The organism is Paenibacillus sp. SRL342 (genome assembly GCF_984798905.1).
In genome coordinates, this window is sequence record NZ_OZ481790.1 from 2,343,899 (window position 1) to 2,364,894 (window position 20,996).

Annotated in this window: 14 protein-coding genes; 11 read left to right on the top strand and 3 right to left on the bottom strand. The window is 47.1% G+C overall.

The genetic code is table 11. The features are described from left to right. Position 1 precedes the first annotated feature (1 nt). Positions 2-1,765, bottom strand: a complete 1,764-nt coding sequence (locus AC4E8D_RS10875) for a DEAD/DEAH box helicase (RefSeq protein WP_339307805.1) — start codon at positions 1,763-1,765, stop codon at positions 2-4. A gap of 382 nt (positions 1,766-2,147) precedes the next feature. On the opposite strand from AC4E8D_RS10875, the gene AC4E8D_RS10880 reads away from it, so the two are divergent. Beyond that, the gene (locus AC4E8D_RS10880) at positions 2,148-4,787 is read left to right on the top strand and encodes an adenosylcobalamin-dependent ribonucleoside-diphosphate reductase (protein WP_339307807.1); all 2,640 of its coding nucleotides are present in this window, start codon (positions 2,148-2,150) and stop codon (positions 4,785-4,787) included. 82 nt (positions 4,788-4,869) lie between these two features. Here AC4E8D_RS10880 and catA read toward each other — a convergent pair whose 3' ends face one another. After that, the gene (gene catA / locus AC4E8D_RS10885) at positions 4,870-5,517 is read right to left on the bottom strand and encodes a type A chloramphenicol O-acetyltransferase (protein WP_221823405.1); all 648 of its coding nucleotides are present in this window, start codon (positions 5,515-5,517) and stop codon (positions 4,870-4,872) included. A 233-nt stretch (positions 5,518-5,750) separates the two neighbouring features. On the opposite strand from catA, the gene AC4E8D_RS10890 reads away from it, so the two are divergent. The 9 genes from AC4E8D_RS10890 to AC4E8D_RS10930 all read left to right on the top strand — a co-directional run bounded on the left by AC4E8D_RS10890 (position 5,751) and on the right by AC4E8D_RS10930 (position 18,930). After that, on the top strand, positions 5,751-6,311 hold the full coding sequence (locus tag AC4E8D_RS10890) for a flavin reductase family protein (protein ID WP_221823407.1): 561 nt from the start codon (positions 5,751-5,753) through the stop codon (positions 6,309-6,311). 574 nt (positions 6,312-6,885) lie between these two features. Next, on the top strand, positions 6,886-8,979 hold the full coding sequence (locus AC4E8D_RS10895; RefSeq protein WP_221823409.1) for an acyltransferase family protein: 2,094 nt from the start codon (positions 6,886-6,888) through the stop codon (positions 8,977-8,979). A gap of 257 nt (positions 8,980-9,236) precedes the next feature. Beyond that, positions 9,237-10,550 carry an extracellular solute-binding protein gene (locus AC4E8D_RS10900; RefSeq protein WP_221823412.1) on the top strand — a complete coding sequence of 438 codons (1,314 nt, stop codon included), beginning with the start codon at positions 9,237-9,239 and terminating at the stop codon, positions 10,548-10,550. Positions 10,551-10,651: 101 nt separating this feature from the next. After that, positions 10,652-11,533 (top strand): carbohydrate ABC transporter permease, encoded by an 882-nt coding sequence (locus AC4E8D_RS10905; RefSeq protein WP_221823414.1) that lies wholly within the window; start codon positions 10,652-10,654, stop codon positions 11,531-11,533. 36 nt (positions 11,534-11,569) lie between these two features. After that, a complete protein-coding gene (locus AC4E8D_RS10910) occupies positions 11,570-12,424 on the top strand; it encodes a carbohydrate ABC transporter permease (RefSeq protein WP_164783106.1) in 855 nt (284 codons plus the stop codon). A 30-nt stretch (positions 12,425-12,454) separates the two neighbouring features. Continuing rightward, positions 12,455-14,236 carry a cache domain-containing sensor histidine kinase gene (locus tag AC4E8D_RS10915; protein ID WP_490206218.1) on the top strand — a complete coding sequence of 594 codons (1,782 nt, stop codon included), beginning with the start codon at positions 12,455-12,457 and terminating at the stop codon, positions 14,234-14,236. Further along, a complete protein-coding gene (locus AC4E8D_RS10920; protein ID WP_221823419.1) occupies positions 14,233-15,819 on the top strand; it encodes a helix-turn-helix domain-containing protein in 1,587 nt (528 codons plus the stop codon). Before AC4E8D_RS10915 ends, AC4E8D_RS10920 begins: the two co-directional genes overlap by 4 nt. Before the next feature lie 90 nt (positions 15,820-15,909). Continuing rightward, complete coding sequence (locus tag AC4E8D_RS10925; RefSeq protein ID WP_490206219.1) at positions 15,910-18,486, top strand: beta-mannosidase; 2,577 nt, start codon at positions 15,910-15,912, stop codon at positions 18,484-18,486. A gap of 216 nt (positions 18,487-18,702) precedes the next feature. Beyond that, positions 18,703-18,930 (top strand): hypothetical protein, encoded by a 228-nt coding sequence (locus AC4E8D_RS10930; protein WP_047842410.1) that lies wholly within the window; start codon positions 18,703-18,705, stop codon positions 18,928-18,930. Between the two features lie 117 nt (positions 18,931-19,047). Here AC4E8D_RS10930 and AC4E8D_RS10935 read toward each other — a convergent pair whose 3' ends face one another. Further along, entirely contained in the window at positions 19,048-20,163 is a 1,116-nt protein-coding gene (locus AC4E8D_RS10935) for an FAD-dependent monooxygenase (protein WP_449003881.1), read from the bottom strand. 268 nt (positions 20,164-20,431) lie between these two features. On the opposite strand from AC4E8D_RS10935, the gene AC4E8D_RS10940 reads away from it, so the two are divergent. Beyond that, positions 20,432-20,914, top strand: coding sequence for a MarR family winged helix-turn-helix transcriptional regulator (locus AC4E8D_RS10940; protein WP_221823428.1), 483 nt, complete (start codon positions 20,432-20,434; stop codon positions 20,912-20,914). The last annotated feature ends 82 nt before the right edge of the window (positions 20,915-20,996 follow it).

The window sequence follows — 20,996 nt, forward strand, 5'->3', positions numbered from 1 at the left end:
GTTAGCTACCTCCTTTGCGAAGATCTAACAACCCGGATACGTCAGGGCCTTCATCGGCAACCTCACGTTGAATGGAGTTCAGCGATTGTCCAAGTGAGTCCATTTTACTGCGAATATCTTCATCAGTTTGTGATTCCAATATGATTTTGTACAAACTTTTCTCAATAGACTCCTTTTTCTCCAGCCGTTCGAGAATGACATCCAGCCCGCCGATCACCATTTCAAACATATTGATCTTCTCATGCAGCAGACTCAGAATATGTTCCTCAATGGTTCCGGTCGTAGATAAATTGAAGATGTTCACGTCATTTTGCTGCCCAAGCCGGTGTACCCGGCCGATCCGCTGCTCTACCCGCATAGGGTTCCAAGGCAGATCAAAGTTGATCATATGATGGCAAAATTGCAAATTGATGCCTTCACCACCCGCTTCGGTTGCAATCATGGCCTGCACACGCCCGCGGAAGAGATCCATCATCCAGTCTTTTTTGCCACGATTCATACCACCCCGATAGGGTACAGCCGTAAGCCCATTGTTGCGGAAATAGTTTAGCAGATACTCCTGCGTGGCCCGGTATTCGGTGAAGATGATTACTTTTTCATTCATGTTCCGAATCAGTTCCATTGTTTTCTCGGCTTTGGTATTTTCCTTGATCGCTTTAATATGGGCAACGAGTTCCCAAATCTTGTCCCGAAGGGGAGAGTCCAGCGGAAGTTTCTTCGACAGATTAACCAGCGTCACAAATACAGCATCCCGACTGCTGCACACTTCACGCTGCAATGTAACAAGGGAGAGCATGCTGCTCAGATTGCCGCCAGCTTCCTGGTACTGGTCTTTGACAAAGGAAGTCACACCATCATAAAGCGCTTGTTCTTCGGGCGATAATTGCAGATTCACGTTGGAGACGTTCCGTTTGGTAAATTGAACGGGGCCTTCGCCGCGGCGGTTACGAATCATGACTTTGGATAACTCGTTCTTAAGCTGTTCCTGATTTTTCGGAACCCGCTTGTCTACAACAAAGTTGGCCGCAAAGTCACCCTGACGACCCAGTTGACCGGGCTTCAGCAGGTTGATCAGATTGAACAATTCACTCATATCGTTCTGCACAGGTGTAGCTGTGAGCAGCAGGCAATACTTTTTGCGCAATTTCAGCATGAATTGATAGTTGGTTGTTTTTTTGTTTTTGAGCTTATGAGCCTCGTCAATAATGATCATGTCGTAATCGGTATTCAGCAGCATATCTTTGTGCGGGTCACGTTTGGCTGTATCCATGGAAGCAACAACCACTTCATTCTGCCAGGAATAGGCCTTTTTCTGGGCAATAGCAGGGATGCCAAATTTCGAATTCAACTCCCGTACCCATTGCAGCACAAGAGACGCTGGCACGAGAATGAGTACCTTGGATACGAGACCTCGAACCATATATTCTTTCAGAATGAGACCGGCTTCAATGGTTTTGCCAAGACCCACCTCATCGGCGAGAATGGCCCGGCCTGACATTTCAAATAATACTCTGCGTGCAGTGTCCATCTGATGAGGAAGTGGAGTAAGGCCTTGTAGATGCTTCAAACACTGGATCTCGTCAAAATTGGGAATCAGATTGGTTTCTTCGGCTTGAATGCCCAGTTGGAAGAGTCGATAATCCCCCCAAGGACCTCCTTTATCCAGTCGTGATTCCAATTGATTAATCCAGCTTCGATCAAATTCCAGCGGAACGGGCAGCTCGGCTACAGGTTGATTCGTGTGGTGCGGGTTTTTCCGGTTCATGGTGTTTCCTCCCCTGCCATACGTGATGACGTTTTATTCGTAGGTAATAGTATGGACGAATGAGAGTCAGTTCATAACTATATAAGTTGAACTACAGTTTATTTGCACGAACACTACGATGACAGAACAACCTTCCAATCGCTGTTATCCCCAGATTTTTTGTGTGCCAAAAAATTCACAGATATCGTATTCATGCGTATGAGGGTGTGTGAAGAAGTTTGTCCGAGCAGGGGAGTCTATAAAATAAAGTCTGTGATAAAAGTCTTATGGAAAATCAATATATGGTGTAATATACTGGTTTTATATCACTATATGTGGTGTTTTATCATAATTTACTCTTATAGTGAAAATGGAGATCTATTTCGGGAGGTTGAACGTAGCGATGAAATCGAACCAACGATCGTACCCATTAGAAGGACTCAGCGAAAAAATATTTCTGGACCGATACGCCTGGAAGGACGCCGATTCGAATCATGCCAAGGTCGGAGATGTGGTATTGGTATTAACGAAGGATGATCCGAAGTTCCCAACCAAGGAAGTGGGCGAAATCATAGAACGTCAGGGTCAGCTTGTACAGGTAAGGACTCGAAGCGGAGAGATCATCGAGACAAACGTGGAGAAATTGACACTCAACATAGAAAAAACACCGGAAGAGATGTGGGACCGTCTTGCCAAAGCGATGGCTTCTGTCGAATCCACAGCGGATCAGCGGGCAACGTGGGAGTCCAAGTTCCGCTCCGTGTTGGAAGATTGGAAGTTAGTACCCGGAGGCCGCATTGCTGCCGGTGCGGGGGCAAGCGATGAGTTGACACTTTTCAATTGTTATGTCATTCCGTCTCCGCAAGACAGTCGGGGTGGCATCATGAAGACTTTGACCGAGATGACGGAGATTATGGCACGTGGGGGAGGCGTTGGCATTAATTTGTCCTCTTTGCGTCCTCGCCGAGCGGTGGTGAAAGGTGTCAACGGATCATCCAGCGGTTCCGTATCGTGGGGCGGATTGTTCAGTTATACGACTGGACTGATTGAACAGGGTGGGAGCCGCCGTGGTGCGCTCATGCTCATGATGAATGACTGGCATCCGGATGTGCTTGATTTTATTACCGTGAAACAAACGATGGGGCAGGTGACCAATGCCAATCTGTCTGTATGTGTGAGCAACACATTTATGGAGGCTGTCAAGCAGGATGGAGATTGGGACTTGGTTTTCCCCGATACGAACGATCCGGACTACGACACCGAGTGGAACGGGGATATGCAGCAATGGAAAGCAGCAGGTCATTCGGTGGTGCACTATCGTACACTGAAGGCGCGCGAAATCTGGCATACCATTATTGAATCAGCCTGGAAATCGGCAGAGCCTGGTGTGGTATTCATGGAGTACTATAACCAGATGTCCAACAGCTGGTACTTTAACCCGATCATCTGTACTAATCCATGCGCGGAACAGGGTCTGCCTGCCTGGGGTGTATGTAATCTGTCTGCCATTAATCTGTCCAAATTCTACGATGAAACAAATCATGATGTGGCATGGGATGAACTGGCGGAAACCACTCGCATCTCGGCTAGATTTTTGGACAATGTCATCGATGCAACACCATATCATTTTGAGGAAAATAGACTGAATCAACAACGTGAACGCCGGGTTGGGCTTGGCACGATGGGACTGGCAGAGCTGATGATTAAGCTGCGTATTCGATACGGCAGTCCTGAATCTCTTGTTTTTCTGGATAAACTGTATGGATTCATGGCGAAGGAGGCCTATCTGGCATCGGCAGAGATTGCAGCAGAGAAGGGAGCTTTCCCAGCTTTTGAAGCTGAACCGTATTTAAAGAGTGGATTCATGAAAAATATGGTGGCGACGTACCCTGAAGTGGGAGAGGCCATTCGTAAACAGGGCATTCGAAATGTCACACTGATCACACAAGCGCCAACGGGAAGTACAGGTACGATGGTGGGCACATCAACAGGTATTGAGCCGTATTTCGCCTTCAAGTATTTCCGTCAAAGCCGTCTAGGTTATGATGAACAGTTCGTACCGATTGCACAAGATTGGCTGGATGAACATCCGGGTGAAGCCTTACCAGATTATTATGTAACGGCGATGGATCTGTCGGCTGAAAATCACATCCGGGTGCAGGCTGCCATTCAGCAATGGGTGGATAGTTCGATCTCGAAAACGGCAAACTGTCCGGCTGATTTTACAGTGGAGGACACGGCTGAGCTGTACGAACTGGCCTTCGACCTAGGCTGCAAGGGAGTAACGATATATCGCGACGGCAGCAGGGATGTGCAGGTGTTGTCCACGTCGAAGAAGGAAGCGACCCAGGCTGAAGATCAGAACACGGCGGAAGCTGAAGAGAAGACAGTCGTATCTGTAATAGAAAACCCGAATAATGCTGAAGTACAGGCAAGTGATAGAACTTCCAATAGCCAGGATGGTGTTAGCACGCATTCTTCCGAGCAACCCCCTTCCTCTTCTACAGTGCTGGATAAACAATACAGAAACCGTCCTCAAGTACTGCGCGGTGCGACATACAAAATCAATACGCCATTTGGGATGGCTTACATTACGATCAATGATCTGGAGGGAACGCCGGGTGAGATCTTCCTGAACGTGGGCAAAGCGGGCTCGGACGTGTTTGCGATGGCTGAAGCACTCGGTCGAGTATGCTCTCTGTTCCTTCGATACGGAGATCATGGGCACAAGGTTGAACTGTTGATCAAACATCTCAAGGGAATCGGTGGTTCGGGCGCGATTGGCTTCGGAGCCAACCGGGTTGAATCGATTGCTGATGCAGTCGCCAAAGCATTGGAAAGTCATGTACAGAGCAATGTGCAGGAGAACGAAACTGGAGCAGTACAAGAACAGAACAAAGTGGAGAGCACGTATCCCAAAGTGGAGGATCAGAAAAGCTTTATCGAATCGAGAGATTTATGCCCTTCATGCGGCTCGGCATCCCTGATGAATGTGGAAGGATGCAAAACATGCAGCAACTGTGGGTACAGTAAGTGCAATTAAATAGCATTTGGAAAAAGTAAAAAAGAAAAGGCATTCCTGACTCCATTACGAAGTCAGGAATGCCTTTTTGTCATTTAGCTAACTAACACCAATCCTGGCATCGATCTGCAAGTGATTGCAATTCATTAAATAAAACGCCAGCATGGTAGCCGTCACACACGGCGTGGTGTAACTGAACAGATAAGGGAAGATAGACGTTATCGTTTTGTTGAACATATTTTCCCATCGTGAAAATAGGCAACAAGTAGGTTCCCTCATTGTAAATATTCAGATTAAATCCCGTAAAGTTCACCCAGGGAATGCTGGAAACGGGAAATGTATTTGGCGGTTCATTGGGTTTGGCAACAAATTGTTTGTGATCTTTGTAATTCTTCATATCTTCCAGATAACGATTGTGGAACGTCTCGAAATCTTCATGGAATGCTGTCCAGATCGTTGAGAAACTTTTGTTGTCCTCATGAAAAATCGTATAACTCGGAGACATTTCGTCCCAGTAGCCCAATTTCCCCTCGGCATCAAAACAGGTTCGAAATTCCCTGTGTGCATTGACGACCGTAGAGATCATATGAATAAGAGCGGGATAGAACTTCAATCCTTTAAGCTTGAGTTTGGTGATCAATAGCGTGATATCCAGATTAGCAGTTATGCTGTAGGTACATCTGACCTGATTCAAGTAGTGGTCAAAGTATGGCTTTCGATCCCACTGATCTAACACGATTGAATTAAACATAAGTTATAACCTCCTAAATTTGAATAATGTCTTTATTTAGGAGGTATATTTGACTGATTTGACCATATCCTATCACATTCCCAGTATCGTATTTTTAGAAATTGACCATCTCAGTATAACATGATAGTTGATGTGTGTTGCTTATAGCGAAATCCTCTGCAAAGCGCTTTTTCAACCAGCATCTTTACTTTATAATTAAAGTTGTGTTTATAACGAAGAAGAGAGGGGATTAGATGCGTCAGCCGATAGAAGAACCCATATTTTATTCTTATCCTGGAATGGTAGCGGTGGTGACTTCACGTCATGAGGGAGTTCAGAATGTGATGGCGTCTGGATGGCATACATACATCGGATCATCACCAGGCGTATATGGCATCTCCCTTCGTAAGGAAACATTCTCCTATGAACTCATTGAGAAGAGTGGCGTATTCGGTGTTCATTTTCTGCCGGGTCATCGTTCGGAGTGGATTCAAGCTGCAGGAACGTTCAGCGGAAGAGATACGAATAAATTCACAAGATTCGGCATTCCGTATGAGGAAGGAATCAAGGTAAGTGTACCGATTTTGACAGACGCTTATTTTGCCTATGAATGCAAGGTTATGGATATTACGACATATGGTGACCATGAATGGATTGCAGGGGAAGTGTTGCAGCGATATCAGGATCAGAAGTACTTTCTAGAGAATGGAATGGTTGATCTGGAGAAGTTGCAAATCCCAATGTACACAGGGCGTTCAGCATACCGGATCATGGATGCGCGGACAGAAGAAAAGATTCACCCGTTCCACCTCTAGGGTCCTAGGCAAGAAGAAGCAATTATGAGCAAAACTTTCAATCCGGTCTGACATAGGTTTATAATGGATATTGGCTGCTGAGCAAGTCGGCAGCCTTTTGTTATGAATTCAATTGTTTCAATCGATGTGTGCGTGGGTATGCTGGTTTGCGCAAGCGGGACAGGTAATTTTAGCCACTCGATGAAAAGTACTATATTTAACGACAAAATTAGAGTATGATTTTACAGCTATATGAGCTGGCAGGAAAGGTTACATCGGTTTAATCGTTTGTAACTATTCCTGTAAAGTATGAGGCTTATTTCGGGCGTATAATGCTAAACGTGAACTCACGAATGAATATAAAGAATATTTTAATAATTAAACTTAATGGACAGGCAACTCGTCTTCTTTAAGATTATAGAATTTACACAGAATGTAGCATCATCGGATCGTGCTTCAAACAGAGGCTTTTCTAATGTTGTAAATGAAAGATGGAAGGTGCAATACGTATGTTAATGACAACCAGAACGATCAGGAGTTCCTTTATGCCCCCAACACCGATGTTGTTGACTCACAGTAACAAGGAGGGGCATGCATGTCACAATCGTTAAATCGTAAGAGACATATGAACGGACTTGACGGCTTGCGAGCCATCGCTGTACTTGCGGTAATCGCGTATCATCTGAATTTGGATTTTATTCCGGGCGGACTGCTCGGTGTAGGTATATTCTTTGTTCTCTCGGGATATTTAATTACAGATATTCTCGTGTCACAGTGGCAGGAACATGGACGCATTTCACTCGGTGATTTCTGGGTAAGACGGGTAAGGCGTTTGCTTCCAGGCATGCTGACCATGACAGCTGTGGTGATGATCTGGTTAGCTTGTACAGACCCATCCCGACTTGCTGCGCTTCGTGGTGATATCGTTTCGGGTGTATTATACATAAGCAATTGGTGGTATATCTTTCACAACGTTTCCTATTTCGAAAGTTTTGGCCCTCCATCACCGTTTGGACATTTCTGGTCGCTGGCTGTGGAAGAGCAATTTTATCTTATATGGCCTCTTCTACTGATCGCAGCAATCGTAGTGTTCAAAAGAAAGGGATGGCTGGTCGTTTTCATTGTCGTCGCAGCTGAATTATCTGCTGGCGCAATGGCCATCATGTATAATCCGGATTTGGACCCGAGCCGTGTATATTATGGAACAGACACGCGGGCATTTGCACTGCTTGCTGGTGCTGCTCTTGCCGTGGTGTGGCCTAGTCGCAAGCTATCGAGCTCTCTGTCTGGCATGAACCGGCTTGTGCTCGATGTGTCGGGACTTGCTGCGCTTGCTTTGTTAATCTACATGATGCTGAACAGCAGTGAATATGATCCGTTTCTGTATCAAGGGGGCATGGTGCTTCAGGCTATTGCAACAACGTTGCTGGTAGCGGTGTTGGCTCACCCATCGTCTCTCCTGGCACGTATCATTGGCGCGAAGCCATTACGCTGGATCGGAGAGCGATCCTACGGATTATATCTGTGGCATTATCCTGTTATTATGCTAACCAATCCCGCGGTGGATACGGGAGGAGCACATCCTGTACGAATCATTTTACAGGTTGCTGCAACGGTTGTACTGGCCTCATTGTCCCTTAAATATATTGAAAATCCGATTCGGTACAATGGATTCCGTGATTCTTGGTCCCGATTATGGGGAAGAGGGCGGTCATCGATCGGTATACGTAACGTATGGTGGAAGCGTGCAGGTCTGTTGATGACGATTCTGCTGTTGTCCTATACGGTATCTCAGATGATGGTCTCACATGCAGCGAACTCCGACTCCCATTCGGTATCGATGTCCAACACATTGAATGGAGAGAATTCCGTAGCGGAGGAACAGGGACAGGATGTGTTGCCAGCTATTACAGCAACGTCAGGCTCTGGCCAAAAGAACGATGCTCATACCCATAAACTGGAAGCAGGAACGAAAGATGATCCGGGGAAAAATGAGAAGCCAACAGGAGAGCCTGCACCAGATTCAAAACCTGACGAACAAGACAATTCAGTGAATCCTGGCAAGGACGGTCAGTCTGAAGATAAGCCGGCTGATGAATCCGTGACGAACGAGAATGATATACCGGATGACGCCGGGGCGAATCAATTCGATGATACAGATCATGCGGATGACACACCTGATTCATCTCAGGACAATGAAGAAACGGCTCCTCCTGCCCAGGATGGCAAGGTTCATTATACCGTCATTGGAGATTCGGTGATTTTGGATGCAAAACCGTACTTGGAGCAAAGTATATCGGGAGTGTATGTGGACGGACATGTCGGTCGTCAGATGTGGCAGGCAGGCGATGTATTGGAAGGTCTGAAGCAAAATAACCAAATGGGCAGCAAAGTGGTGCTGGAGCTCGGGACGAATGGTTCCTTTAACTCCAAAAACTTGAATGCTGTGCTTGATTATCTGAAGGATGAGGATCGGGTATATCTGGTTACTGTGCGCGTACCTCGTCCGTGGGAACGAACGGTGAACAGGGCGTTGAATGAGGCAGCATCCAAATACACCAATGTCTCGTTGATTGACTGGAACAGTGCAAGTGAGGGACATGACGAATATTTTGAAAAAGATGGCGTACATCTCACTACGCAAGGGTCCGAAGCTTTTGCAGAACTGGTGAAGAACAGTATCCAATAATACGCAATCCATATTTAATACGATTTAGCACTTATTCAATATATATAGCCTGGGGTGAAGCTACCGACGGCTGCAACAAGAAAGAGCTCTCATTGTGAGGGCTCTTTTTATATGTTATGAACAATAAGCCAGCAAAGTAAATTCCAAACAGGGGAACCGATATTTTTCACCCCTGCATCCGTGGATCGTCACCTTACGGTATGATAGCGTTACCATTTACAATAAGTGTATTCAAATCGCCGAGGGGGATTATAGAGATGTTGAAAAAATGGCTTTCGGGTTTCCTGGCAATAACATTGTTCTCCATTATTCTGGCTGGCTGTGCTGGCGGAGACACTTCAGAAGGAGGCAGCGGCAATGACAAAGTAACCGTCACACTCTGGCACAACTGGACCGGACAGGATGCAAAGGCGGTTGCGATGCGCAAAATAATTGAAGATTTTCGCGCGGCGCATCCAGATATTGAAGTTGTGGATGAAGGTCTGCCAACAGATGGTCTCAAAACCCGGCTTCGTACGGTGGCAGCTGCTAACGAGATGCCAGATCTGTTCGTGATGTGGCCGGATGCCATGACCAAGGAATTTGTGAAAGGTGACCTGTTACAGCCCATTAATGCAGAGCTGGACGCAAAGCCGGAGTGGAAAGACAACTTTATCCCGAATGCACTGGATGGATACACTGTGGACGGGAATATCTACTCCGTGCCCATGAATCTGGCGCCGAGTTCCTTCATCTATTACAATGAAGCTCTTTTCAAGCAGTACAACGTAAAAGTGCCTGAGACATGGGCGGAACTGGAACAAGCGATTGCTACTTTTAATCAAAATAAAGTCATTCCCATGGCACTTGGCAACAAAGCCAACTGGGTAGCTCAATCAACGATATTCAGTACACTGGCTGATCGGATTACCGACACGGACTGGTTCCTGAAAGCGACAGCACAAGAGGGTGCAAGCTTTACCGATCCGCAATTTATTGAAGCCTTGAACAAGATGCAGGAGCTTGGCAACACCAAGGCATTCCAGGATGGATTCAATAGTATCGATGAGACACAGATGATGCAGCTTTATTTCCAAGGTAAGGCAGCGATGGTCATGAACGGCGGATGGGCCTTGGCAAATCTGGTGAACAATGCACCTGAAGAGGTGTTGAACAACACCCATATTACGATTCTTCCTCCAGTGGACGGAGGTCAGGGTGAACCAAGAACAACATCCGGTGTAGTAGGAACCGGGTTGGGTGTAAGTAAAAAGCTGAGCGGTGCACAAAAAGAGGCAGCAATGGAGCTGTTCTACGCGCTGGCAGGACCTGATGGTCAGAAGGCCACATTGGATAGCAGCACATTGGTGAGTTACAAGATTGATCTGGACAAAACCAAGGCACATCCATTGTTCGTTGAATTATATGATCTGATGCAGGAAGTGAAAATCACGCCAGTATACGATTCCAAGCTGGGATCGGCAACGGTTGAGGTTATTAATAATGCATTGCAAGAGTTGCTTATGGGCGGTAAGGCCGAAGACATTGCAGCTAAAATTCAGGCGGCTCAAGCCAATGCAGTTAGTCAGTAACCATTCGTTAAAACCCCTTCCCGGCAGGGGAGGGGTTTTAAGTATGGATAAGATAGTCAGTTGCAAGTTGAGAAAGGCATTCAAGGAGGGGAAGTGAACAGATGAACGCACTGCGAAGTCGGCGTTTTATTATGCTGGGGCTGGCCCCGGCAGTCATCATTTATGCATTGTTTGTATTTGTACCGGTCGTATGGTCGGCATACTACGGTTTCTTCAACTGGTCCGGCATCGGCGCATCGAAATACATTGGTATGGATAATTACGTGGAGATCTGGCATGATCCTGTGTTTTGGCGGGCACTGAAAAATAACGTTATTTTTGTATTGGCATCGGTGTTTGGACAGATTCCGTTAGCGCTGATGCTGGCGGTCATCTTACACAAAAGCAATCCATTACAGCGGTTTCTGCGCTCAGCCGTATTTCTGCCGATGGTGTTATCCACTGTAGTTATCGGTATGATCTGGCAGTATATCTATCATCCGCAGATCGGGATATTGAACTTTCTGCTGGACGCCCTGGGGCTGGAAAGTTGGAAGCTGCAATGGCTGTCCGATGACAAGATTGCCATTTTCTCATTGGTACCACCGCTGCTCTGGAGCTTTGTTGGGTTGTATCTGATTATCTTTATCTCGGCACTGCAAAATATTCCCGGCGAGATTCATGATGCTGCCAAAATAGACGGTGCTTCAGGAATCCGGAAGCTGGTATCGGTCTCATTGCCCATGATCTGGGGTACGGTTCAGGTTGCGATCATTCTATGTATTTCGGGTAGTCTGAAATCATTCGATCTGGTCTACATCATGACCAAGGGTGGTCCGGCACATGCGACGGAACTGCTTGCAACGTATATGTACAATTCAACCTTTACAACATACCGATATGGTTTTGGTAGTGCGATCTCAACAACCATCGTACTGATCTCGTTACTGCTGATCGGAACAAGCCAGTGGTTAACCAGTCGCAAACGAAAAGAGAATCAATAGAGAGGAGGGGCTATCATGCGCGTGACACCTGTATCCATGCCATCACCACGAAGCAGCTCGGGCCATCCGATTCGTCGCCTACGTAGCGGAATTGTTTGGACGCTGCTAACGGTCTATGGTATTTTAACATTGTATCCGTTCTACTGGCTCGTAATTAGTGCATTCAAAACAAATGAAGATTTCTATAGCCGTCCCTTTGGACTGCCGGAAAACTGGAATGTTGCCAATTTCAGCAATGCATGGGAAAGCTCCAGGCTGGGGACCGCTTTTGGCAATTCACTAATCGTATCGGTGGGGTCTCTTATTCTGACGCTGTTTATTGCAGCGCTGGCTTCATTCATCCTGGCTCGTTTCCAGTTTCGCTGGAAAGGGTTAATCATGACCTTCTTTGTTGTTGGCATGCTCATTCCGATCCATAGTACACTTGTCCCCTTATTTATTCTAATGAAACAGATGTCCTTGTTAAATACGTACTGGGCCTTAATATTACCTTATACGGCTTTTGCACTGCCTACGGCAATTTTTGTGCTTACGGCTTATCTGACAAGTGTTCCACGTGACATTGAAGAGGCGGCTTTTATTGATGGAACAGGCCTGTGGGGACTATTTACCCGAATTATGCTGCCGATGTCCGTCCCTGCGTTGTCCACGGTTACGATCCTGAGTTTCCTGCATGCGTGGAATGACTTTTCATTTGCGCTTGTGTTCATCAACAAAACCGGATTGAAAACGTTACCGCTGGCCATTGCGAACTTTGCGGATGGATATCAGACGGATTACGGATTAACGCTTGCTGCCATGACCCTGTCGGTCATTCCAACCATTATTCTGTATCTTATATTCCAGGAACAGGTTATGAAAGGCATGACCGCAGGAGCTGTTAAAGGATAAGCGAAAGCGCATCCAGAGGAGGAGAAACGTTTGGCACGCTGGCTCACATCTTCGTTACAAAGGAAGCTATCCGTCGTTGTGACGGCTTCAATGATTGTGCCTTTGCTGGCCTTGGGCCTGTTCGCCTTTCTGATCTCTTCCCGCATCACAGAGCAAAAAACAAAGCTGTCCGGCATGGATACGCTGAAACAGGTGGAAGCAAATCTTCGTTATATGCTGCAGGATGCCGAGAATCTCTCCATTTTCCTGATTGGAGAACGGGACATCCAGCAGTACCTTAGCCACAATGAAGATCATGAGCTGGACCGGGTGGATATCCTGGGCAGGATGACCAATCTGGCGGCTTCCAAGAAATATATCGCCAACATCGCGATATATCCGGGAGGTTTTGATGCTACATTGTCAACCGCTACCTGGTATGAATCCAATGAATCCAACCTTTCGTATCCCTCTGTTCCCAGTGGTGAAGCAGTCAAACAATGGACGGGAGTATACCCGGTTCAGAATTACGCGGGTATTCAAAATGTGATCACATTGGTTCGGCCAATTCGCAGTATCCATGATTATCGACCCATCGGCTGGTTAGCCATTAGTCTGGATGAGAAGGCCATATCCAAGGGATGGGCCGCTCTGGGATTAGGCAGAGGGCAAGGCAGACTGGAGCTCATCGGCAGTTCTGGAGAGATTCTGTCTTCGATGGACAAATCCCGGCTTGGACTTAAGCTGGAGCAGGCCGAACCAGGAGTCACAACGTTAATTCAGGATGGCGGTAGCGGAACCACCACGTATGGCAGTGGTGACGATAAACGGACATTGCTCTATTATCCGGAAGAATTGACGGGGTGGACGTTGGTTGGAACAGTCTCTTATGACCAGTACAAGTCGGAGAATCGGTATATCCTTATTCTAACGGGGTGTGCCGTTGCCATGTCTGCTGTGATCAGTGCTGGCTTGGTCTGGTTTACGGTGCGGCGTGTGACGAGGCCGCTTCGTGTGCTTACCAGACATCTGTCCCGAATTGATCCGGAACGCCCGCTTCCTTTGTTTCGATCTGAAAGTGATGACGAGATTGGCAGGCTTGGGGAGAGTTACAATCTGCTCGGTGCACATATTCAGTTATTGAAGGAAGAGGTTATTCGAGGTGAGGCTCGCAAAAAAGAAGCGGATCTTCGGGTGCTTCAGGCGCAGATTAACCCGCACTTTCTGTATAACACGCTCTCTTCAATTCATTGGATTGCCTTGATGTCTGAAGAGAAGCGGATCGCGGATATGGTTGAGGGCTTGAGTGACTTTCTACGCATCAGTTTAAACAATGGTCAGGATTACTGCCCTGTGGAACAGGAGATTGCTCATATTCGCCATTATGTGCGTGTGCAGTCGATTCGTTTCCCTGATCAATTTGTTTTGCATTATATCGTAGATCCAGCGCTTGAGAAGCGAATGATGCTGAAGCTATTGCTGCAACCGCTTGTTGAGAACGCCATGATTCATGGCATTCAGCCCAAAGCAGGCGTAGGCACCATCACCATAATGATTCGCAAGGACCCGGATAATGAACGGATGAATGTGCTCGTGCTGGATGATGGTGTCGGCATGGAGCCGGACATGCTGGAACAATTAAGGATAAGCATTAGGGAATGGAAGGGAAAACAGCCGGAAAAACAGCTAAACCAAGGCGGTTATGGGCTCTGCAATGTGAATGAGAGGTTGCTGCTCCATTATGGAGCGGATGCACAGCTTGAAGTAGACAGCAGGGTTGGGGGAGGTACTCGGATTTCGTTTTCCATTCCAATCTTGGAGGGTTCGCCATGAGACTATTAATTGTTGATGATGAAGTGATTATCCGTACAGGGCTTGCCAGCGTTATCGCTTGGCATGAACTCGGAATTGAACTTCTTCAACCTGCTGCTTCGGCAGAGGAGGCGTTAACACGCATGGCTGAGGAACGTCCGCATATCCTGATGACGGATATTCGGATGACAGGTAGATCAGGGCTGGAACTGGCAGAAGAGGGCCTGAGATTGCTACCTGAGCTGGAGGTCATTATTTTGTCTGGATACGATGACTTTTCTTATGCGCAACAGGCGATTCGCCAAGGAGTCACAGATTATCTGCTCAAAACAAGCAAGCCGGAAGAGATCATCAAGACCGTATTACAGGCCAAACAGCGAATCACGGAACATTGGGCAGAGAAGTCCAGAGAGGGCCAGCTTATGCGGGAGAATCGGGAGCGGTTATTTGCTGGATGGATCATTGATGGTGACACCGCTTCGGGCTATTTTCCTTCATTCTTGCGATCTGATGCTGGAAAAGAGGCAGGGGTTGGTGGCCTTGATGATGAACAGATTCTCAGACAAGTCATTATTCTTCGAGCAGAGGGTTGGGATCGATCCTCGGATGCGCTATTACGATTTGCGGTGCAGAATACCCTGGAGGATATGTTACCTGGTGCCATTGCTCATGTAGAGAAACAGCAAATTATTTGTGTAGTTTCATGGCCGCCTGTGGAACATGAAAATACGTTCAGGCTGGAGAGTGCATTACGTCGGGTGGAGCAATTACTGAAGTGCACCCTACGCGCAGCCGTAGGTCTGCCTGTGCGTGGATATGCAGATCTGCACGAAAGCTACAGAACTGCTTCAGCTGCATTCCGATATCGGGGTTTGATGAATTACAAAGTATGGCATTATGAGCACGTTCAGGATCGTCAAGGTGGTAAAACTGTACTTACGCACGAAGAGGAGACCAGACTTGGTACAATATTGCTGGATAATGATTCAGTCACGTTAACGACATGGACGCGGGAACTTGTGGCTAATCTTGTTACGGAACCGGAGGTCACACCAGAATCGTTCAGTGCTTGTTTGCACTCAGCCGTCATTGCAGGTCATCGCTGGCTGACTCGCACAATGCGAGCCACAGGGCATGAAGAACCCGCAAGGCTTGAGCCCTGGTTGCCGGAACCGGATGCTGAAGCCGGTGACCTCGGGGATATGCTGTTCCATCATCTGTATGGTCTGATGCATGTCTATCATAGCCGAATGGGTCAGGGACAGGCTGCCCATGTGCAGAGGGCTATCGGTTATATTGAATCTTCATTGGCGCAGGATATTAATCTGCAGCAGGTAGCTGGACATGTTCATTTGCATCCGGGTCACCTCAGTGAGCTGTTTAAAAAAGAAATGGGTGTGACCTTCGGAGATTTTGTCACCGATATGCGTATACGAAGAGCGATGGATATGCTCGCGGTGTCTCCAGCGAAGGTCAGTGAAGTCGCTGCCATCAGCGGTTACGAGGACGTGAAATATTTTAGCAGGCTGTTCAAAAAACATACGGGCAAAACCCCGAGTGAATATCGCGAGGAGGCAATGTCGTTTAAGCCTTCGGGAAGTTAGAAATGAGGAGATTGGGAAACATGTCTTGCATTTCTGCAAACGTTTTCGATATGGTATTACTCAGAGATATTGGAGAGTGAGGGCATACTGATGAAGACCCATAGTTCAAGTCAGGATTTATCGGGACAATGGAAGATACAGCATTTTGAAGTTGGAGAGAAGCGGGCAATGGATGTGGCAGCTGCTGCACTGGATGACCGTTTCTGGATTGGGGCTGAAGTGCCTGGCGATGTACACGCTGCACTGGTTGAACGCAGTATCATTGATCCGCCCTATTACGGACATAATGATGCCAAAAGTCGCTGGATTGAGCAAAAGGAATGGTGGTACCGCACAACCTTCAATCTGGTGAAAGATGCAGAGACCGAGGAGCACTTTGAATTGGTGTTCGAAGGATTGGATACGTTTGCAACGGTATATGTCAATGGCCATGAAGTTGGGAAAACGGCCAATATGCTTATGTCACATACGTTTAATGTAACGTCTCTGGTACGCAGCGGCTGGAATGCGATTGCTGTCAAGTTTGATCCGCTTCACCTGCATCACCGGGACAAAGAAACCTTCGACTGGTCCTCGTATACGAAGGAACGACCATGGTTGCGCAAAGCAGCGATGAACTTTGGCTGGGACTGGGGTCCACGTATGGTTACGGTGGGGATCTGGGGTGCTGTACGGCTGGAAAAACGAACAATCGCCAAGCTGGAAAGTGTGTATGCTCGTACGGAATCAGTCAGTTCAGAGCTTGCTGTATTACGCGTCACGGCGGATGTGAAGTCGGTCTTGTCTTACCGTAGCAGACAGAAACGTGAGCAGGCTGTGGTTGCGACCTGTAATATTCGTCTGTTGGATCGGAGCGGACACGAAGTGGCATGTGCCACTGAACTACCTCTAGAAGGTGGTAAGGCAGATACCACATTAAACGTTACGTCACCTCAGTTATGGTGGACTCATGATCTGGGTGAGCCGTATCTGTATACCCTGGAGGTTACATTATACGCCGATGGCGTTGAGGTGGATCGTTATAACGAGCCTTATGGGTTACGAACGATAGAGCTGGCTCTTCACAATGAACAGGGTGAGGATGCATTTACTTTTATTCTGAACGGAGTCAAAGTATACGCCAAGGGTGCAAATTGGATTCCGGCTGATCATCTGATTGGTGCCATCCCAAACTCCCGGTATCGTGAGCTTGTGGAGCTGTCGGTGGAAGGTCATATGAACATGCTGCGTGTATGGGCTGGTGGTATATATGAGAAGGATGTCTTCTACGATGAGTGTGATCGGCAAGGGGTGCTGGTGTGGCAGGATTTTGCATTCGCGAACGCATTGTTCCCGGATTTCAATCGTGATTTCATGGATAATGTACGGCAAGAGGTAGAAAACAATGTCCTGCGCCTGCGTAACCGTGCCTCGCTTGCCATCTGGTGTGGGAATAACGAGATTGATTGGCTCTATGATATGAAGTCGGCGAGTGGAGATATTACCAGTCCGTTCTACGGCGAACAGATATATCATGAGCTAATCCCTGAAGTGCTGGAGCGCTTGGATTTGTCTCGTCCGTACTGGCCTTCTTCGCCGTTCGGGGACAGCAACGGTCAGGATGCGAATGACCCGGATGTGGGGGATCGTCACAACTGGCAGGTATGGCATGGTTCGGTCTATCCAAGGAAGCATGGAGAGCCGCCGTTGCTGGACTACAGTATTGAAGGTGTAACGTTCAAAAATTACAAAAACGATCATGCGTTGTTCAGCAGTGAATTTGGCATGCATGCCTCGGCCAATCGTTACACGCTGGAGAAAAATATGCCTGCAGGGCAGTTTTACTGGGGTAGTCCGGAGATGGCCTATCGTAACAAGGATACCAATCACCAGAAAGGCATTTTGCTAATGGAGGGTTATACAGGGATTCCGCAAAATATAGAGGAATACATGAACTATTCCATGCTGACTCAAGCAGAAGGATTGCGCTATGGAATTGAACATTTCCGACGTATTAATCACCGTAACAGCGGTGCGCTTGTGTGGCAATTGAATGACAGTTGGCCAGGGACAAGTTGGTCCATGATTGATTATGAACTGCTGCCGAAGGCATCTTTTTATTATGGGAAAATATTCTTTCATCCTGTCCTGTTGTCACTGGAGCATGAGCCGGGGGAGCCGCTTGCGTTGTGGGTTGTGAACGATACATGTGACGTCTTGAAGGGGGAGCTTCGACTCAATGTCTATGCATTGAATGGAGAGAAGATCTACTCCAGCTCACATGCTGTTGAGGTAACATCCCAATCCTCACGGTGTATTGCTGAATTAACTGAAGTAGAGGTGTTACAGGGCAGACGTGCGGAGGAAGTAATGGTTGAGTTGGTATCTGAAGGGTTTGCGGCACCGAGCAATCGATACTTCTTGCGTGATCCCAAGGATGTGACGTTGCCAGAGTCGCAATTGAGCGTACATGTGAACGAAGAGGAGCAGTCTGTCACGGTTACGGCCAGTGGAGCGATTGCACGATTGGTGAAGCTGGAGCTTCCCCTTGGGCGTGTCCGATTCAGTGACAATTATTTCGATCTGCTCCCTGGTGAGAGTCGAACAGTAAGGCTTCGTCATCCAGAGCAGTCGTCTCTGCCTCTGAAAGAACTTCGAGTTAGTGCCATGAACGGCAGAGAAGGATAAAATAATAAGAATAGACTTCGAATCTTATTCGAGGTTCAAGGTGGTGATCCTGAACAGGGATGCCACCTTTTTTACTTTTGCAGCAGGTGAGATCATGTCGTCGTGTCAAGGTAGTTTTGTCCTTAGTCCACAAGTGGTACTTCCCATCGGGTTCACATCTTGGATCGTTAAGGGTAGAATGATAGAAAGAAATCGTTTTCAAAAGGAGGTGGATTCATGTCATTTGTCTTTTATCCCGAGATGGTCATATTCATTCTGATGTTGATCCTGCTGATTATTGGTATTGTATATATCGTTCGTAAAAGCAAACAAGTATTGCGCCGCTTAAGCAATCTGGAGAAAGCAGTATATGAAAAAGATAACATCTCATCCTATCCGAAGGACGTCGATACTGTACAAGAAGCACCCAGAGAAGACACGTTTGCTCCACGCAAACGAAAATGAAGAAGGATACGGAATTACATAAAAAAGATAAACCAACAAGCCAAACAGCCGATTCTTCTCTATGAGGGAGTGATCGGCTGTTTGGGCATATAGGCATTTAATCCGTATTAACTGGGTTTAGAGAAAGGATTCATAACGCTGTTGGAAAGAGGATTCCATCTCCACTTGCCGAGCAAGTTGCTGCTGTACCTTTGCACCGCGAATCGTCTGAAGTTCCTGAAGTTGTGCAGTGGAACGGAATTGATCTGCAGCCATTTGGACAAGTAATTCGGAGAGCACATCCGCATCTTCGAGCGCAGCATTAAGTCCAAACGCACCGGTTGGTGTCATGGTATGAGCGGCATCACCGATGAGTACAACATTGTCCTGTGCCCACGACTTGCAATAGCTGCTTTCAACAGATAACAGAACAAAATCACTCCAGCTCTGGATGTTGGCTGCTACTGAATCAGACAGGCAAGGAAAAGCAGATACAAGTTTATCTACAAAAGGAGCAATCGGCTGCTCTCGCAGCTTGGAGTAAGCCCCCTCGGGAATGTTCCATCCAATCTGAACATAACCGCCGAACTGTGAGAACAGGGCGAGCTGTTGACCATCCATGCTGGCCATTCGAACAGCGGGTTCCCAGCCTACGGGTGCCGGAATGCGCGCCCAGAGCAGATCATACCCGTGCTTGCGAATCTCCGGGGTCATACCGGAATGTTTACGTACAGCAGAGTATCTGCCATCAGCACCCACAATAACAGATGCCTCAATGGAGGCAGGAACGCCGTTCTTCCGAATGTTAATACCCACGACCTGGCCGTTCTTGTCTCGTAACAAACCGGTCATAATCGTATTGAACAGTACTTGTTCATATGAACTGTGCTGCTGAGCATGCGACACGATGGCTTCCAGGAGATGATCTTGGGGTACATGAATACCAACATGAGATTCTCCATAGCCCGGTGATACCGTATGAATAATCTGCCCATTTTCCCAATACTGAATCTGCTCCAAGAGCAGCGCTCCGCGTTGCTGAATGAGGGAATAGAGGTCGTGTTTATTTAAAATGGCTTCGCCGTCCACATTGAGCAACTCCCCGCGAAACGACTTGTGCAGATGGGGCTGCCGCTCAATGAGCATCGTGGAAATTCCTTTTTGATTCAGTAAATAAGAAAGCAAAGCACCGCCAGGTCCAGCGCCGACGATGCAAACATCTGTTTTGAGTTGAGATTGTGTATTCTGATTCATGTGCATAAGTCCCTTGCAGTATAATGGTGATGCTTTATTTACTTTATAACAACAGATTTATTAAAATCATTAAGTAACTAAAAGTAACTTTAGATATAGGTTATTATAAACAATCCCGTTGCCATAATGCAATAGGTGAAAACCAAAATAAAACAAGAGTCTTGCAGTCAACGATAGGGTGTCGGATACAAGCGCATTTTTCACAAACATCATAGTGTAAATATGTTACAATATAAGGTAGGTTATGATGAAAGGCGGAGGAACGTTTATGAGCCCGGATACGGAGCGAAACTCTCAATTGGCAAATGTGGATCAATTGTTGGAGGCCTTCTTCAGATATAAAAATAAAGTATTGGATCAGCAGCAGAAGAACGAAACCAACTGTAAACTGAATCCGACAAAAAGTCATATATTGGGCATGATTTTACGTGAAAAACGCTGCATGGCGGTTGATGTGGCCAGACAACTCAGTTTGTCTTCCGGCGCAACCACCATTGTACTGAATCAACTGGAGACGGAAGGGTTGATCCAGCGGGTGCGCAGTGAAGAAGATCGGAGAATTGTGTGGCTGTCCTTAACGGATGAAGGCGTGCAGCTTGCCAAGACACTTAATGCGAATCGCGGCCGAATGACGTGGGAATTGTTGCAAGCACTTTCCGAAGAGGAGCAACAGCAGATGTTTGGCATGCTGAAGAAAATTGAACTGAAACTGCTGGAGAACATGAAGTCGTTTGAGCAGATCCACCGATAGTCCATATATGACTTGATTCCTTGAATACGTCAGTCCTCATGAGTTCGTCCCTAATTGCGGGGGGATGAACCTTGAAGACTGG

Excerpts from the sequence above, each read along its gene's own strand:
- AC4E8D_RS10935 (WP_449003881.1), bottom strand. The coding sequence starts at position 20,163 with ATGAATCAGAATACACAATCTCAACTCAAAACAGATGTTTGCATCGTC.
- AC4E8D_RS10920 (WP_221823419.1), top strand. The coding sequence starts at position 14,233 with ATGAGACTATTAATTGTTGATGATGAAGTGATTATCCGTACAGGGCTT.
- AC4E8D_RS10910 (WP_164783106.1), top strand. The coding sequence starts at position 11,570 with ATGCCATCACCACGAAGCAGCTCGGGCCATCCGATTCGTCGCCTACGT.
- AC4E8D_RS10895 (WP_221823409.1), top strand. The coding sequence starts at position 6,886 with ATGTCACAATCGTTAAATCGTAAGAGACATATGAACGGACTTGACGGC.
- AC4E8D_RS10940 (WP_221823428.1), top strand. The coding sequence starts at position 20,432 with ATGAGCCCGGATACGGAGCGAAACTCTCAATTGGCAAATGTGGATCAA.
- catA (WP_221823405.1), bottom strand. The coding sequence starts at position 5,517 with ATGTTTAATTCAATCGTGTTAGATCAGTGGGATCGAAAGCCATACTTT.
- AC4E8D_RS10905 (WP_221823414.1), top strand. The coding sequence starts at position 10,652 with ATGAACGCACTGCGAAGTCGGCGTTTTATTATGCTGGGGCTGGCCCCG.
- AC4E8D_RS10925 (WP_490206219.1), top strand. The coding sequence starts at position 15,910 with ATGAAGACCCATAGTTCAAGTCAGGATTTATCGGGACAATGGAAGATA.
- AC4E8D_RS10875 (WP_339307805.1), bottom strand. The coding sequence starts at position 1,765 with ATGAACCGGAAAAACCCGCACCACACGAATCAACCTGTAGCCGAGCTG.
- AC4E8D_RS10890 (WP_221823407.1), top strand. The coding sequence starts at position 5,751 with ATGCGTCAGCCGATAGAAGAACCCATATTTTATTCTTATCCTGGAATG.
- AC4E8D_RS10930 (WP_047842410.1), top strand. The coding sequence starts at position 18,703 with ATGTCATTTGTCTTTTATCCCGAGATGGTCATATTCATTCTGATGTTG.
- AC4E8D_RS10880 (WP_339307807.1), top strand. The coding sequence starts at position 2,148 with ATGAAATCGAACCAACGATCGTACCCATTAGAAGGACTCAGCGAAAAA.
- AC4E8D_RS10900 (WP_221823412.1), top strand. The coding sequence starts at position 9,237 with ATGTTGAAAAAATGGCTTTCGGGTTTCCTGGCAATAACATTGTTCTCC.